14 protein-coding genes are annotated in these 15,382 nt (G+C 72.8%); 11 read left to right on the top strand and 3 right to left on the bottom strand.

Annotated elements, in window-relative coordinates:
• Positions 1-35: 35 nt before the first annotated feature.
• Together WMF46_RS46250 and WMF46_RS46245 are read left to right on the top strand one after the other, a co-directional pair.
• Positions 36-824, top strand: coding sequence for an enoyl-CoA hydratase-related protein (locus tag WMF46_RS46250; RefSeq protein ID WP_437983078.1), 789 nt, complete (start codon positions 36-38; stop codon positions 822-824).
• Positions 825-938: 114 nt separating this feature from the next.
• Positions 939-1,838, top strand: a complete 900-nt coding sequence (locus WMF46_RS46245; protein WP_437983077.1) for a DUF4351 domain-containing protein — start codon at positions 939-941, stop codon at positions 1,836-1,838.
• 198 nt (positions 1,839-2,036) lie between these two features.
• On the opposite strand, the gene WMF46_RS46240 is transcribed toward WMF46_RS46245, so the two are convergent.
• Positions 2,037-3,182: an FAD:protein FMN transferase gene (locus WMF46_RS46240; RefSeq protein ID WP_437983076.1), complete on the bottom strand. Its 1,146-nt coding sequence runs from the start codon at positions 3,180-3,182 to the stop codon at positions 2,037-2,039.
• Positions 3,183-3,349: 167 nt separating this feature from the next.
• On the opposite strand from WMF46_RS46240, the gene WMF46_RS46235 reads away from it, so the two are divergent.
• Positions 3,350-4,537: an amidohydrolase gene (locus WMF46_RS46235; protein ID WP_437983075.1), complete on the top strand. Its 1,188-nt coding sequence runs from the start codon at positions 3,350-3,352 to the stop codon at positions 4,535-4,537.
• A 6-nt stretch (positions 4,538-4,543) separates the two neighbouring features.
• On the opposite strand, the gene WMF46_RS46230 is transcribed toward WMF46_RS46235, so the two are convergent.
• Positions 4,544-5,128 (bottom strand): hypothetical protein, encoded by a 585-nt coding sequence (locus WMF46_RS46230; RefSeq protein WP_437983074.1) that lies wholly within the window; start codon positions 5,126-5,128, stop codon positions 4,544-4,546.
• A gap of 227 nt (positions 5,129-5,355) precedes the next feature.
• Here WMF46_RS46230 and hemE point away from each other — a divergent pair, with 227 nt between their 5' ends.
• From hemE to WMF46_RS46195, 7 genes are all read left to right on the top strand, one after another.
• On the top strand, positions 5,356-6,405 hold the full coding sequence (gene hemE / locus WMF46_RS46225) for a uroporphyrinogen decarboxylase (RefSeq protein ID WP_437547498.1): 1,050 nt from the start codon (positions 5,356-5,358) through the stop codon (positions 6,403-6,405).
• A gap of 216 nt (positions 6,406-6,621) precedes the next feature.
• Positions 6,622-7,407 carry a class II glutamine amidotransferase gene (locus WMF46_RS46220; RefSeq protein WP_437905722.1) on the top strand — a complete coding sequence of 262 codons (786 nt, stop codon included), beginning with the start codon at positions 6,622-6,624 and terminating at the stop codon, positions 7,405-7,407.
• Between the two features lie 955 nt (positions 7,408-8,362).
• Complete coding sequence (locus WMF46_RS46215) at positions 8,363-9,262, top strand: GGDEF domain-containing protein (protein WP_012241235.1); 900 nt, start codon at positions 8,363-8,365, stop codon at positions 9,260-9,262.
• Positions 9,263-9,305: 43 nt separating this feature from the next.
• A complete protein-coding gene (locus WMF46_RS46210; protein WP_437983073.1) occupies positions 9,306-10,667 on the top strand; it encodes an aspartate aminotransferase family protein in 1,362 nt (453 codons plus the stop codon).
• Between the two features lie 48 nt (positions 10,668-10,715).
• On the top strand, positions 10,716-11,915 hold the full coding sequence (locus WMF46_RS46205; protein ID WP_437983072.1) for an acyl-protein synthetase: 1,200 nt from the start codon (positions 10,716-10,718) through the stop codon (positions 11,913-11,915).
• Positions 11,916-11,917: 2 nt separating this feature from the next.
• Entirely contained in the window at positions 11,918-13,036 is a 1,119-nt protein-coding gene (locus WMF46_RS46200) for an acyl-CoA reductase (RefSeq protein WP_437988008.1), read from the top strand.
• A 133-nt stretch (positions 13,037-13,169) separates the two neighbouring features.
• Positions 13,170-14,735, top strand: coding sequence for a GAF domain-containing protein (locus WMF46_RS46195; protein WP_437983071.1), 1,566 nt, complete (start codon positions 13,170-13,172; stop codon positions 14,733-14,735).
• Between the two features lie 27 nt (positions 14,736-14,762).
• Here WMF46_RS46195 and WMF46_RS46190 read toward each other — a convergent pair whose 3' ends face one another.
• A complete protein-coding gene (locus WMF46_RS46190; protein WP_272096326.1) occupies positions 14,763-14,885 on the bottom strand; it encodes a hypothetical protein in 123 nt (40 codons plus the stop codon).
• Positions 14,886-15,017: 132 nt separating this feature from the next.
• On the opposite strand from WMF46_RS46190, the gene queD reads away from it, so the two are divergent.
• The gene (gene queD, locus WMF46_RS46185; protein ID WP_012241229.1) at positions 15,018-15,380 is read left to right on the top strand and encodes a 6-carboxytetrahydropterin synthase QueD; all 363 of its coding nucleotides are present in this window, start codon (positions 15,018-15,020) and stop codon (positions 15,378-15,380) included.
• The last annotated feature ends 2 nt before the right edge of the window (positions 15,381-15,382 follow it).

Below are 15,382 nucleotides of genomic sequence, written 5' to 3'. Positions count from 1 at the left end.
TTTGCCGCGCCGCCGCGGTCGACTAGGCAGGATCCATGTCGGAAGCCACTCCCGTGAAGCTCGACCGGCGCGGCGCGGTCGCGGTGCTCACCATCGATCGGGCGGATCGCCGGAACGCGCTCTCGCGGGACGCGCTGCTTGCCCTCGGCCGCCTCGGGCGCGAGCTCGTCGACGACCCGGAGGTGCGCGCGATCGTGATCACGGGCGCCGGTGACAAGGCGTTCTGCGCCGGCGCCGATCTGAAGGAGCGGCAGGGCATGAGCCCCGACGACGTCCGTCGCCAGGTGGGCCTGTACCGGACCGACCTCGGGGTGCTCGCGCGGAGCCCGAAGCCGGTGATCGCGGCGATCAACGGCGTCGCGTTCGGCGGGGGGCTGGAGCTGGCGCTGATCTGCGATCTCCGGGTGGCGGCGCCGCACGCCGAGCTCGCGCTGCCGGAGACGTCGCTCGGCATCATCCCGGGCGCGGGCGGCACGCAGCGGCTGCCGCGGGTCGTCGGCGAGGCGCGGGCGAAGGAGATGATCCTGCTCGGCAGGAAGCTCACCGCGCCCGAGGCGCTCGCCTGGGGCCTCGTGAACCGGGTGTCGCCCGAGGGGACGCCGGTGGTCGACGACGCGATCGCGTGGATCGAGCCGATCGCGAGCGGCGCGCCCATCGCGCAGGCCGCGGCGCTCGGGGCGATCGACGACGGCTATGACGTGCCGCTCTCGCTCGGGCTCGAGATCGAGCGGGTCCACTACGACGAGACGCTGCGCAGCGAGGATCGGCTGGAGGCGCTGCGCGCGTTCGCCGAGAAGCGGAAGCCGGTCTACAAGGGGCGGTGAGGGCTGCGTGCGGCGGTGACCGCGCGCGATCTGCTCGCGTCGGGAGCGGCCGCGCGGCGCGCGCTGGCCCGGTGGTGAAGCTCGTGCGACCGCCTTCGTGCTAGCCTTGTCCGCATGGATCCCAAGCCGACCGGCGCCGCGCTCCTGCTCGCCCCGGCCGCCCGGGGCGGCGCGGCGGTGAGGTTCCCCCCCGCGGAGCCTCAGCGGGCGCATTTCCCGGCCGTCGATGAGCACCTCGTGGCGCCCGAGGTGACGCGCGACGAGCTGATCCGTGGGCGCAAGGTCGTCGCGGCGCCGGCGCTGGAGCCGCACGCCGAGCAGCAGGTGCGGCTGGATTTCCTGATCGCGCCGCACCTTCGGCCCGGCTACATCGGCGCGGCCGATCTCATCACCCGCGTCGCCGAGGGCTCGGATTTCGCCACCGACCTCTCCATCCGCAGGGCGGGGACCGATCCGGCGACGGGGCGCCGGTATCTGGAGGAGCTCTCGTTCGAGATCGTCAACGAGCAGTCGATGCGGGACGCGCGCGAGAAGGCCGAGGATCTCGTCGCCCGGGGCGTGCGCCGCGTCTTCGCCATCTTCGTCAAGCGCGACGAGGTCGCCGAGTGGTCGGCGGCCGAGGGGCGGTTCGTGCCGCTCGCGCCAGACGCGACGATCGAGGATCTGTGCTTGGTCCGTCCGGTCCCCGTCCGCGCGTTGCTTGACGGCGCGGCGGCTGAGCGTGAGGTCGTCCGCGCGCTGGAGCGCAAGGGCAATTCCGAGATCGAGGCCATCAAGACCCGCGAGCGAAAGGCAGCGCTGGATGAGGGGCGACGCGCCGGGCTCGACGAGGGGCGGCGCGCCGGGCTCGACGAGGGCCAGCGAGCCGTGCTGCTGCGCCAGCTCCGGGCGCGGTTCGGAGAGGTTCCCGAGGCGAGGCGGGAGCAGGTCCTCGCTGCGTCCGGCGAGCGGCTCGCGGTATGGGCCGAGCGGATCCTCACGGCCAGCACACTGGACGAGCTCTTCGAAGGCTGAAACGCCGCACATCGCGAGCGACTCAGCAGGTGCATCGACATCTCCCTCGCTGAGAATGGCAATTGCAATATTGAATTCGCCTTGATGTTTGATGGCCCAAGCTCCTCGGAAAGCGCGCGGACGCCGCAAGCTCCCGAGAGCACGATTGGCTCACTCGCAAAGCGCAACACCTGAAACCTAGCCTCAGCGCCGAGACCACTACAGCCCGTCGGTCGGCTGCCGCAGCACCTCGACCTTGCCCGCCAGCCGCTTCGACACCCACACCTTGTTGTTCCGGTCGACGATCACCGCCCCGCAGTCCTCGATCGACTCGACGAGCGCGAGCCCCTTCTCGGCCCCCAGGATGAACACGGCGTCATCGATGGCGTCCGCGGTCAGCGCGTCCTTTGCCCAGATGGTCACGCTCCGGCTCTCGGACGCCGGGAAGCCGGTCCGCGGATCGATGATGTGGTGATAGCGCCTGCCGTCCTTGATGAAGCTCCGCTCGTAGTCGCCCGCCGTGGAGAAGGCGTGGTCCTCCACCTCGATCATGGCGAAGTAGTCGTTCGCGTCCTTGCCGCGCGGGTCCCGCACCCCTGCCCTCCACGGCGACCCGTCCGGCTTCTTTCCGGCGATGTACAGGTCACCGCCGGCCTGCACGAAGAACGACGTCAGCCCCTCCCCGCGCAGCACCCGCGCCGCGGCGTCGACGGCGTAGCCCTTCGCGATCCCGCCGAGGCTCATCCGCATCCCGGGCTTCCCGAGCATCACCGTGCGCCGCGCGCGATCGATCTTGATCTGCCTGTGATCGATGAGCGCGCGCGCCCGCTCGACGTCTGCCTTGCGCGGCACGTTGTCGTCGATGTCCTCGTCGAACTTCCAGAGCCCGTGCATCCCCTCGAAGGTGACGTCGAAGACCCCCTCGGAGCGCTCGCTGATCCAGAGGCTCTTCTCGATCACGGCGAGCGACTCCGGGCTCACCTCCACCGCGCCCTTCCCGGCCGCCGCGTTGACCCGCGACAGCTCGCTGTCCGGCCGCCAGGTCGTCATGAGCCCCTCGAGCCTGCGGATCTCGGCGATCGCCTTGTCCAGCCGGGCCCTGATCGCCGCCTCATCCATCGCCTCGCTCGTGTATGCGGCGAGGAGCAGGCTCGTGCCCATCGCCCTCGCCTCGACCGCGACGCGGGCGGGCCCGGCCTGCGTCGAGGCGGCCTGGGCCGGCAGAGGTGCCGCGCTCGCGCTCGAGGCGGCCGGCCCGGCCTCCTGGCGCACGCGTGGGCGCGCGTCGCAGGCAGCGAGCGCGAGCGCCGCCGCGAGGCAGGGGCAGAAGCAGAAGAGGAGCGGAGAACAGCGCGGTCCGTGCATTCGAGGGTCCTGGCTCCGTGAGAAGTCCCGACAGCGTGGCGGCGTGCGAGCGTGCGAGCGCGCGAGCGTGCGAGCGTCACCACCGGGCGGCGTCGGCGGAGCTCCTCCGCCAGCGCCACCATGGCCCGGGCGAGCCGCGCGGATCCAGAGTAGTATCGCTCGCCCCTATGAACCTCGACCCGAGCCGCATCCAGCGTGACATCGACGACCTCTCCCCGGACCTCCGCGAGATCGCCGCGCGCATCCACGCGAACCCGGAGCTCCGCTTCGAGGAGCACAGGGCCGCGGCCTGGCTCGCCGAGGCCGTCGAGAAGCGCGGCATCCAGGTCGAGCGGGGGCTCGCCGGCATGCCCACCTCGCTCCGCGCGCGCATCGGGCGAGGCGAGGGTCCCCACCTCGCCATCCTCGCCGAGTACGACGCGCTCCCGGAGATCGGCCACGCTTGCGGGCACAACCTGATCGCGGCGGGAGCGCTGGGCGCGTTCCTCGCGCTGGCGCGGCAGAAGGACGCCGTGGCCGGCACCATCGATCTGGTCGGGACGCCCGCCGAGGAGGGGGGCGGCGGCAAGATCAGGCTGCTCGAGGCGGGCGCCTTCGAGGGCGTCGACGCCGCGATGATGTTCCACCCGTTCGACCGCGACCTGCTCGCGCACGACACGCTGGCCAGCGCCTGGATCGAGCTCCAGTTCCGCGGCAAGCCGTCGCACGCCGCGCTCGCGCCGTGGGACGGCAATAGCGCGCTCACGGCCTGCCTCGACACCTTCCGGCTGATCGACGGCCAGCGCGTCCACTTCCGCGACGGCGTGCGGGTGCACGGGTTCATCAAGAACGGCGGTCAGGCGGTCAACATCATCCCGGAGATCGCCGTCGCCGAGTTCTCGGTCCGCGCCCTCGACACCGAGGAGCTCGCCCGCGTGCGGGCGATCGTGGAGCGCTGCGCCCGCGGCGCGGCCATGGCGAGCGGGGCCGAGCTCACGCTCGTCGACCAGGGCGGCTACAAGAACATGGTCAACAACCGGAAGATGGCGCGCCGCTTCGGCGAGCACCTGCGCGCCCTCGGCCGCTCGCCGCTCGAGATGGACCCCGCCGTCGGCACCGGCTCGACCGACATGGGCGACGTGTCCCATGCGCTCCCCGCCATCCATCCGTGGATCGCGATCTGCGGCAAGGGAGAGACGACCTGCCACCAGCACGCGTTCGCCGCGCGCGCCGCGAGCCCCGCCGGCCAGGACTCGATGCTGATCGCCGCCAAGGCCATGGCGATGACGTGCGCGGATCTCCTGCTCGATCCCGAGCTGCGGCAGGGCGTGCGCGAGGAGTTCGCGCAGCGGAAGGCCGGGGCGAGCGCGCGCTAGGCGCGTTCAGCCGTCGTCCTGAAGGGGGTTCCCGAGGTCGTCCATCAGCCCGGTCCCCCCCTCGATCGGGATCGCCCGCGCCAGGGCGACCCGCTCCAGCATCACAGACAGCGCGATCCTGTCTCCGACGTCCGGCAGCCAGGTGCGGGACCCATCCCAGAGATCGAGCCGGATGTTGCTCGACGGCGCGGTCCCGCTCACCGCCGCCGCGGCGCCGGCGCCCGCCTGCGCGGAGGGCACCGCCATCCGGTCGATCTGCGACCAGGCGAAGCGCCGCACGCGCGGTACGCCGAAGGTGAGCAGCTCGCGCAGCTCGATCCCTTCCGGGTGCACGACGACCCCCCGCATCTGCTCGCGCAGCACCATCGCCAGCGCGCTCGCGCACAGGACGATGGCGCACACGCTGGAGGAGACGAGCCGGTGGCGATCGCCCTCGACGACGTACTGGAAGATCCGGGAGCTCGAGGGAGCGTTCTGGCCGTAGAAGATCACCGCCGAGACGCCGAGGGCGAAGGTCAGGTAAAGCAGCGCCGGGAGGCGCTCCTTCAGCGGCGGCCCGAACGCGATGCGCTTCTCGGGCCTGTACGTCATGTCAAAGCCGGGAGGTCTGGAGGGACGCGCCATAGATTCGTAGTCTACACGGCGGGGGAGCCGGCGCTTGGGTCCGCCCCCTCGACCGGGCCGCCTATGGCCGGGCCGCGCCGCGCTCCCGGCGACCCACGTTCGGGCGATGGGCTGAAACCCATTGCCGGGCGATGGCTGAACGGACATGAAGGGGCGTCCCGACGGCGTCCCGTCGACCCCTCCTGGAGCCTTCCATGCACGATCGCTTCCTGCGCGCCTGCCGGCGAGAGCCGACCGATGTCACGCCCGTGTGGTTCATGCGCCAGGCCGGCCGGTACATGGCCGAGTACCGGGAGCTCAGGAAGAAGTACACGCTCCTCGAGATCTGCAAGACGCCCGAGCTCGCGCTCGAGGTGACGCTCCAGCCGCTGCGGCTCGGGATGGACGCGGCGATCCTCTTCGCAGACATCCTGCTGCCGCTCGAGCCGATGGGCGCCCCCTTCGAGTTCGCGAAGGGCGAGGGCCCGGTGATCCACGAGCCCGTGCGCGATCGGGCCGGCATCGAGCGGCTGCGGGTGTTCGAGCCCGAGGAGGGCCTCGGCTACGTGCTCGACGCCGTCCGCCTCATCCGCAAGGAGCTGGACGGCAAGACGCCGCTCATCGGCTTCGCCGGCGCGCCGTTCACCATGGCGAGCTACCTGGTCGAGGGGGGCAAGTCGAGCGACTACCGGCTCACGAAGCAGCTGATGTGGAGCGACCCCGAGGCGTGGTCGGCGCTGATGGGCAAGATCTCCGAGGTCGTCCGCCGCCTGCTGCGCGCCCAGGTCGCCGCGGGCGCCCAGGCGGTGCAGCTGTTCGACTCGTGGGTCGGCTCGCTCTCGATCGACGACTACCGCGAGCACGTGCAGCCGCACGTGCGCCACATCCTCCGCGACCTCGAGGCGACCGGGGTCCCGGTCATCCACTTCGGCACGAACACGGGGGCGCTCCTGGAGGCGCAGCGCGACGCCGGCGGCACGGTGATCGGCGTGGACTGGCGCACGCCGCTCGACAAGGCGTGGCAGCGCATCGGGTACGATCGTGCGGTGCAGGGCAACCTCGATCCGCTGCTGCTCTGCGCGCCGCGCGCCGTCGCCGAGCGCCGCGCGCGCGCGGTGCTCGCGGAGGCCGGCGGGCGCGCCGGGCACATCTTCAACCTTGGCCACGGCATCATCCCGGAGACGCCGGTCGATACGGTCAAGGCGGTCATCGATCTCGTCCACTCCATCCCGCGCGCGTCGCTCCAGGGCGAGCCGGATCGCTGACGCCGCGCATCGCGCCGCGGCGTCGACCGGGATCGTGCGGCGGGCGCCAGGCTGCGCCGGCGCGATGCGCCGCGCCGGCGCATCGCGCCGCTGACCAGGATCGTGCGGCGAGGAGCGAGGCCGCGCCGCCGCCTGCCCCTGATGAAGAAGCCGCATCGGCGCCCCACCGTCGAGATCTCAGACACCCTCCCGGGGTGATATGGTCCAGCCGCGAGCATGTGCGAGCTCCTCGGGATGGAGTGCAACGTCCCCACAGACATCGTCTTTTCGTTCAACGGCCTCCGGCACCGGGGCGGCCGCACCGGTCCCCACGCTGACGGTTGGGGCCTCGCGTTCTTCGAGGGGCGCGCCGCGCGCGTGTTCCTCGATCCGAGCCCCGCCGCGGAGAGCCCGCTGGCGCGATTCCTCAGCGAGACGCCCATCAAGACGCTGCTCGCGATCGGCCACATCCGGCGCCGTACCCGCGGCGACGTGCTTCTCGCCAACACGCACCCGTTCGTGCGCGAGCTCTGGGGACGCCACTGGGTCTTCGCGCACAACGGCACGCTCCCTCGCGTCCGGCGCCGCGCGCTGGGCCGCTTCAACCCCATCGGAACGACCGACAGCGAGCACGCCTTCTGTTACCTGCTGGAGGGCCTCCGCAGCTCGTTCCCCGGCTATCCGCGCCGGCCCAGCGAGCTCTGGGAAGCGGTCGCGGCGCTCGGCGGCGAGCTCGGCCAGGACGGCACGTTCAACTTCCTGCTCGGCGACGGGCGCCACCTCTTCGCCCGCTGCGCAACCCGGCTCTGTCACATCATCCGCAAGGCCCCCTTCGGCATCGCGACGCTCCTGGACGACGATGTCCGCGTCGACTTCTCGGCCGTCACGACCCCGAAGGATCGGATCGCGGTGGTCGCGACGAGCCCGCTCACCGCGAACGAGACCTGGACCACGGGACGACCGGGCGAGCTCTGGGTATTCGACGGCGGCGAGCTGCGCGCGACGCTGTCGTCGCTCGCCTGACCGACGCGCCAGCGCGGTGTCCACCCCTCGCGCGCCGTCGTGCTGCGGCCTGGAGATGGGCACGGCAGCCTGAAAAGAAAAACGCCGCGACGGACCTGGGGGGGGAAGGTCTCCGCCGCGACGCAGGTCTATCCTACGCACCCTGTGTGCCAAGTCAACTAACCGGCACGCTAGCGGGACCGCTGCGCGGTCGCGGCGCACTCGGTTCCGCTCCGTTCTGCTCGGCTTCGCTCGGTTCCGCTCCGTTCCGCGCCGCTTCGTTCCGTGCAGCTCCGTTCCGTGCCGCTTCGCTCCGTTCCGCTTCGCACGGTTCCGGTCCGCTGCGTTCCGCTTCGCTCAGTTCAGCGTTGTGATGCGCCCTGGTTTTGAGGCAGAACTCACAGAGCCTCGTCCCGCAGAACGCGGACATGCCAGGCGAACAGACACATCGTGTTCCAGCAAACCATTCTCTCCCTTGCCGGCTCAATCGCTCGCCGGACGGGTGGCGGCGCGCTCGGGAAACGCATAGAGAGACCCGCGTCCTCGGCAGCTCGGGCTGCACAAGAGGAAAGAGATGGGGCGTCAACTGCGATAGCAGCGCACAGTGCCCCACAAGGCGCATCGGCGAGCACCGGCGGTGCGGCGCTGCGTGAGCGGCAGCAAACGGCGGCGAGGGGCGGACGGCGTGCGGGGAACAAGCCGAGAACGTGGAAGGGCACAACGAGCGCGACGGAGCGCAGAGGGCGACGTAGGCCGTTGTCGGGTCGGGAAGGCGGAGGAAGCACTGAAGACGGCTCCGCCCGGATGGCCGTCTTGACGGGAGTCGGCGCATGTCAGTACGCTTTGACGTTGGGCGAGCTAGGGCATATCGAACCGTTGCATCGCGACCGAAGAGCCACGCCCGGGTAGGTTCCGTCTCGGGAAGAGCTCGAACGATGTCGAGGCTAGGTCGCACGACGGGTTGGGCTGAGCGCGCGTGAGTGACTTCGACGAAAAGACTCGTGTAACGCAGGTGGTCCAGCCCCCACCGGGCGGCGGCAGCAAGAACACGACCGACTGCCTGGTCGTGATCTACACGAAGGAGCCCACGCTGCTCGGCAAGCGGTTCGTGCTGGAGAACAACCCGACGCGGGTCGGTCGCGGCGCGGACAACCACATCGTGCTCGACGGCGACTCCGTGTCACGAAGGCACGCCCATTTCGAGCAGCGGCCGAGCGCCTGGATGGTCGTCGACGATGGGAGCACCAACGGGACGTACTGCAACGATGAGCAGATCTCCCGCGAGGTGGTGCTGAAGAACGGAGACCGGGTGAAGATCGGCCCCACGATCTTCAAGTTCCTCTCCGGCGCCGACGTGGAGGCGCAATACCACGAAGAGATCTACCGGATGACCATCATCGATGGTCTCACGCAGATCCACAACAAGCGCTACCTCTACGAGGCGCTCGAGCGCGAGATCATCCGCGGCCGCCGCCACGAGCGGGACCTCGCGATCCTCCTGTTCGACATCGACCACTTCAAGCGCATCAACGACGTCCACGGCCACCTGGCCGGCGACTTCGTGCTGAAGGAGGTCGCGCGCATCGTGCAGAGCCGCATCCGCCGCGACGAGGTCTTCGCGCGCTACGGCGGCGAGGAGTTCGCCATCATCCTGCCGGAGACGTCCATCGAGGGCGCGGCGGCCCTCGGCGAGACCCTGCGTCAAAAGGTCGCGGAGCACCTGTTCGTGTTCCAGGCCGACAGCATCCGCGTGACGATCAGCGTCGGCGTGGCGCTCCTCCAGGAGGGCGATCGCACCGCGAACGACCTCATCAAGCGCGCGGACGAGCGCCTCTATCACGCGAAGAACAGCGGGAGAAACCGGGTGTGCGCCTGAGCAGCCGCCCGCGGGCGCGCTAGGTTCCGGCGGAGGAAGGACGATGCCGAACAGCGATCTGCCGCTGCCGGCGGCGCCGGACGCGGGCAGCGGCGCCGAGCTGCCCGCGATCCTGTCGACGCCGCCTGGTCCCCTGTCGCGGAGCGCCCTCGAGCGCCTCGAGCGCGTCGAGTGCCCGGCGTTCGGCCGGCGGCGCGAGGCGCGGGCGCAGAAGAGCGGCGCCGACATGCTGCCGATCGTGCTGTCGCACGGGCGCGGCGCGAACGTCTGCGACGTCGACGGGAACCGCTACGTCGACCTGTGCGCCGGCTTCGGCGCGCTGCTGCTCGGCCACGCGGCGGCGCCGGTGCGGCGCGCGGCGGAGGAGCAGCTGTCGCGGCTGACCCTCGCGCTCGGCGACGTGTACTCGGCCGACGTGAAGATCGCCCTGCTGGAGCGCCTCGCGGCGCTGCACCCCGGGCCCTCGCCCATGGCGCTGCTCGGCCAGAGCGGCAGCGACGCGATCACCGCGGCCATCAAGACGGCGGCGCTCTCGACGGGACGGCCGGGGCTCGTCGCGTTCGAGGGCGCGTACCACGGGCTCGGGTACGCGCCGCTCGCGGCGTGCGGGCTGCGCGAGAGCTACCGGTCGCCCTTCGCGGAGCAGCTCAACCGGCGCGTGACGTTCGCGCCCTACCCGCGCGACGAGGCGGGCGCCGCGCGCTCGGTCGACGCCGTCGAGCTCGCGCTGCGCGGGGGCGACGTCGGCGCGGTCCTCCTCGAGCCGATCCTCGGGCGGGGCGGCTGCGTCGTCCCGCCCGACGCGTTCCTGCGCGCGGTCTGCGAAGCGGCGCACCGGCACGGGGCGCTCGTGATCGCGGACGAGATCTGGACCGGCCTCGGTCGTTCGGGGGCGATGACGCGCACAGGAGAGCTCGGGGCGCCGGTCGATATCCTCTGCTTCGGCAAGGGGCTCGGCGGCGGGCTGCCCATCTCCGCGTGCGTGGCGCCCGAGCCGATCATGCGGGCGTGGGCGCGCGAGGGCGAGGTGGTCCACACCTCGACGCACTCCGGATCGCCCCTCGCGTCGAGCGCCGCGCTCGCGACGCTCGACGCCCTCGACGAAGGCCGGCTGGCCGCGCGCTCGCGCGACGTGGGCGCTCGCTTCCAGGCGATGCTGCGAGAGGCGCTCCCGCGCAGGGCAGGCGTCATCGACGTGCGGGGCGCCGGGCTCATGATCGGCGTCGAGCTCGAGAGCGCCGAGCTGGGGCTCCGGGCCATGCGCGGGATGCTGGCCGAAGGGTACCTGGTCCTCACGGGCGGGGTGCGCGGCGAGACGCTGACGCTGACGCCGGCGCTCACCATCTCCGAGGCGCTGCTCTCGGCCGCGGCCGGCGCGCTCGCGCGCGTGCTGCGCGCGTGTTGACGACCTAGCGCGCGAGCGGAGCAGGTCGCGCGTGCTATCCCGGTGCCCGTGGGACCGATAGACCAGAGCGAGGCGCTGCACCGCCGCGCGCGGGCGTTCATCGAGGCGTCGCTCGGCGTGGACGGGGCGGGCTCGACAGGGGCCGGCCGAGCGGTGGCCGCCTCTGCACCGCAGGACCAGGGCGAGCGCGGGGCGCTCCCGGAGACCTTCGATGCGCTCGCGATCGCCCTCGCCCGGCACCAGGCCGCGCATTGCGCGCCGGTCGCCCGCCTGTTCGAGGCGCGCGGCGCGGACGTCGCCGCGATGGATCACGCGGCGCAGATCCCCGCTGTGCCGTGCGACGTGTTCCGGTTCGCGCGCGTCGCGGCCCACCCACCGGAGGCGGACGAGCGCGTCTTCCGCACGAGCGGAACCTCCCTCGGCGCGGCGTCCCGCGGCGAGCACCCGTTCCGCACGACCGCCACGTACGAGCTCGCCGCGCTCGCGTGGGGGGAGCGCCTGCTGTGGCCCGACGGCGCGCGGCTCCGGGCGATCGTCCTCGCGCCGCCGCTCCACGAGGCGCCGGACTCGTCGCTCGGCTTCATGATCGACCGCTTCGCGGCGCGCCTCTCGGGGCCGGCGAGCTGGCACGTTCGCGGCGGCGAGCTGGACGCCGCAGGGTTCGCCCGCGCGTGCGCCGAGGCGCGCGCCTCGGGAGAGCCGGCGCTCGTGCTCGGCACGTCGTTCGCTTTCGTGCATCTGATCGAGCACCTGATCGAGGCGCGGCTGCCCGAGGGCGCGGCGCTGCTGCCCGAAGGGAGCCGGGTCATGCAGACCGGCGGCTACAAGGGCCGCTCGCGGGAGGTGCCCGCGGAGGAGCTGCGGGCGTCGATCGCGCGGGCGCTGGGGGTGCCCCTCTCGCACGTGGTGAGCGAGTACGGCATGACCGAGCTCTCCAGCCAGCTCTACGAGGGCACGCTCGCGGCGGCGCTCGCCGGCGCACCGGGCGCGGCGCCGGGGCTGTACCTCGCGCCTCCCTGGACGCGCGTCACCGCGGTGGACCCCGAGACGCTCGCGCCGCTCCCCGCGGGGGCGATCGGGCTCGCGCGGATCGTCGATCTCGCGAACGTCGACTCGGCGGTCGCCATCCAGACCGCCGACCGCGTGCGCGTCACCGCGGAGGGCGTCGAGCTCCTGGGCCGCGCGTCCGGGGCGCCGCCGCGCGGCTGCTCGATTGCGATGGACCAGATGCTCGGCGGCGGGCCGTGACGATGGACGACGGCGCGGCGCGGCGCCTCCGGGTCGAGCGCGCGGTCGCCGCGGCGGCGCGGATCGCGGACGCGCGCGATCCGCTGGGCGAGGAGGCGCGCCAGCGGTTGCCTTCCACGAGCGGCCTCTCGCCCGAGGGCGTGGAGCTCGCGCTCGGCCGCCACCTCGAGGTCGCGCCGAGCGACGGCGAGCTCGACGCGCTCGTGGCGGCCTCGGGGCGCGCGCGCCGCTGCCACGTGGTCCTGGCGGCCAACGTCTGCACGGCGCCGCTGCGGGCCATCGCCGTCGCGACGGCCACAGCGCCGGAGGTCTTCGTGCGCCCGTCCCGCCGCGATCCGGTGATCACGGAGCTCCTCGTGCGCGCGCTGCAGGCCGACGAAGGCTTCCGCCGCGCCGGCGGGGCCATCGCGCTGGTCGCGGACGTCTCGCTCGGGGACGCCGGGACGGCGGCCGGCGAGCGGGTTCCCGGGGATCTGCCGCACGCCGAGCTGCACGTCTACGGCTCGGACCAGACCGTGGCGACGCTGCGGGCCCAGGCCGGCCCGGGCGTGCTGGTGCGCGGGCACGGCGCCGGCCTGGGGCTCGCGGTCGTCGGCCTGGGCGCGAACCTCGTCGAGGCGGCGCGGGACATCGCCGCGGACGTCGTGCCGTTCGATCAGCGCGGCTGCCTGTCGCCGCGCTTCGCGCTGGTGGAAGGCCCGGCCGAGCGCGCGGAGGCGCTCGCGCGCGCCCTGCACGAGGCGCTCGAGGAGGCGGGCGCGCGCGTCCCGCGCGGGCCGCTCGACGGCGCCGCCCGCGCGGAGGTGACCATGTACCGGGCCACGCTCGAGGCCGTGGGCTCGTTCTGGGAAGGTCGAGGACACGGGGTCGGCCTGGATCCGGCGCCGCGATCGCTGCTGCTGCCGCCGGCGGCGCGCGTCGTCCACGTGGCGGCGAGCAGCGCCGAGGCCGCTCCGGCGCTGCTCGCGCCGTTCCGCGGCGCGATCACCGCGATCGGCGCAAGCGGAGGCGGGACGCTCGCGCGCGCGGCGGCCGCGGCAGCCCCGCGCGCCCGGCTCTCCGCGCTCGGGCGGATGCAGCGCCCGCCCCTCGACGGCCCTGTCGATCTGCGGACGCCCTGACGTCCGGCTGCCCGCGCGGGCGGCTCGCGGCGAGCGCGCACGTCGCGCGGCCGCGCCGTCCAGACCGCGACACGATCGGGGCGTGGTGGGAGCAAGGTGCGCTCGAGCGACGGTGTGTGATAGCGATCATGGCATGTCGTCGCGCACCGATCCGAAGGCGACCCACCCGCCCACGGAGCTCGAAGCGATCGCGAGCCCGTCGGCGACGCCGTCCGGCGTGGAGGGCTCACGGGACAGCCTCGTGGACCGCCCGCTGGACGGGCTCCGCCCCGACGAGGAGGGCGCGTCCGTCTCGAGCGACCCGGCCGGCAGCTCGGCCCGCGTCGCGGACGCCGACGACGAGGGCGCGCCGCCGTCGGTCGCCTCCGCGAGGATCCAGGTGCGCCGCGACGAGCGCCTGGATCTCGTGATCGAGTACCTGGCCTTCGTGGCGAAGCCGATGCCGCTGTCGCTCCTCCTCGACGAGGCGCCGCAGCGGATCGCCGCGATCCTCGGCGCCGACGTGGCCTCGCTGTACCTCCTCGAGGGCGACGGCGACGAGCTGGTGCTGCGCGGCAACGTCGGCTTTCCGCGCGAGGCGCGCGGCACGGTGCGGCTCTCGGTCGGGCAGGGCATCACGGGCATGGCGGTCGAGTGCCTGCGGCCGATCTCGGTCGTCCAGGCGACCGAGCACGAGCGCTATCGCGCGTTCCCTGAGCTCCGCGAAGAGCGCTTCCCGGTCTTCCTCGCGGCGCCCATCCTCGGCAGCGGTCGCCCGCTCGGCGCCTTGGTCGTGCAGCGGGCGGGCGATCGCGCCTTCACGGCGCGGGACGTCGAGCTCGTCATGGCGCTGACCGCGCCGATCGCGGCCGGCGCTCGCCACGCGCAGGTGCTCGACGAGCTGCGCGAGCGGCGGCGGCGCACGGGCGGCGGCACGCGCAAGGTCACGCTGCCGGGGTTGCCCGTCGTCGCCGGGCGCGCGCTCGGCGCCATCGCGGCCCTGCGGCGGCCGGCGACCTCATCGCTCGGCGCGCGGCAGGGCAGCGGCGATCCGAAGCTCCTGCGGCTCGCGTTCGACATCGCGGAGAAGGCGCTCCTCGACCTCAACGCGCGCGCGGCGAAGCGAGGGCTCGCGCAGGAGGCGGCGTTCCTCTCGACCTACCTCCTGATGATCGGCGACGGCCGCCTGCGCGCGCGCGCCTTCGAGCTCGCGGCCAGCGGGCGCAACGTCGCGCAGGCGCTCGGGACGGTCGCTCGCGAGGTGGCGCGGGCCGCCAACGGGATCGTCGGTGACCCGTTCTTGCAGGATCGCGCCCGTGACATCGAGGATCTCTGCGATGCGATCCTGATGCTGGCGACCCCGGATGCCCGGGCCGAGCTCCCGTCGAAGGCGGTCCTCGTGGGAGACCAGCTGACGGTCTTCGACCTCTTGATCTCCGCCCGGGCCCACCCGGTGGGCGTCGCGCTCAGCGACCGGTCCGGGCCGCGCTCGCTCGTGCTCCTCCAGCTGCTCGGCGTGCCGTCGATCGTGGATGTGGCGGGGGCGTTCCGCTGGGCGTCGCCAGGAGACGTCGCGCTCCTCGACGCGGACCACGGCTTCCTGGTGATCAACCCGTCTCGGGCCGAGGTCGCGACCGTTCGCGCGGCGCGACGCAGGGGACCGGCGTCGCCGGAACCCGACGAAGACGACGACGAAGAAGAGGACGAGCCGGCGAGCTGAGCACCGGCCGGGGCCGGTGCTCGAGGCTCAGCTGCCGGACCGCGCGGCGGCGGCCGGCTCGGCCGGCGTCCCCTGGGCGCTCTGCAGCTCCTTCTTGGCGCGCCAGTTCGCCAGGCGCTTCGTATCGCGACGCTTCTTCTTGGCTCTCACTGCGGGCTTCTGCGGCATGGCCGGCGGTATAGTCGCTCGAGCCCCTCGAGGGAACCCCGTACTCACGCCGCCCCCTGTTCGGGCCACGGGGCGTTGACGCCCCACGGCGACCGCCCCATGACCGCTGCTCCGATGAACGTCCGTCTCGTACACGAGTTCCGCTTCGAGGCCGCCCACCGCCTTCCCAAGGTTCCGCAGGGGCACAAGTGCGCGCGCCTCCATGGTCACAGCTTCAAGGTCGAGGTCGCGATCCGCGGCCCGGTGAACGAGGAGACGGGGTGGTTCATCGATTACAGCCACCTCTACGAGGCCTGGGCTCCCCTCCACGACCTTCTCGATCACCACTACCTGAACGAGGTCCCCGGGCTGGAGAACCCGACGAGCGAGGTGCTCGCACGGTGGATCTGGACCCGCCTCGCGCCGTCGCTGCCGTCCTTGAATCGGGTCACCATCTTCGAGACCTGCGACGCCCGCTGCGAGTACGAGGGCGATTAGGT

The sequence above is a fragment of the Sorangium sp. So ce117 genome, from assembly GCF_051524395.1.
GTDB classification, from domain to species: domain Bacteria; phylum Myxococcota_A; class Polyangia; order Polyangiales; family Polyangiaceae; genus Sorangium; species Sorangium cellulosum_B.
Note: the sequence above shows the minus strand (reverse complement) of the source record. Positions and strands in the feature narration are given on the sequence as shown.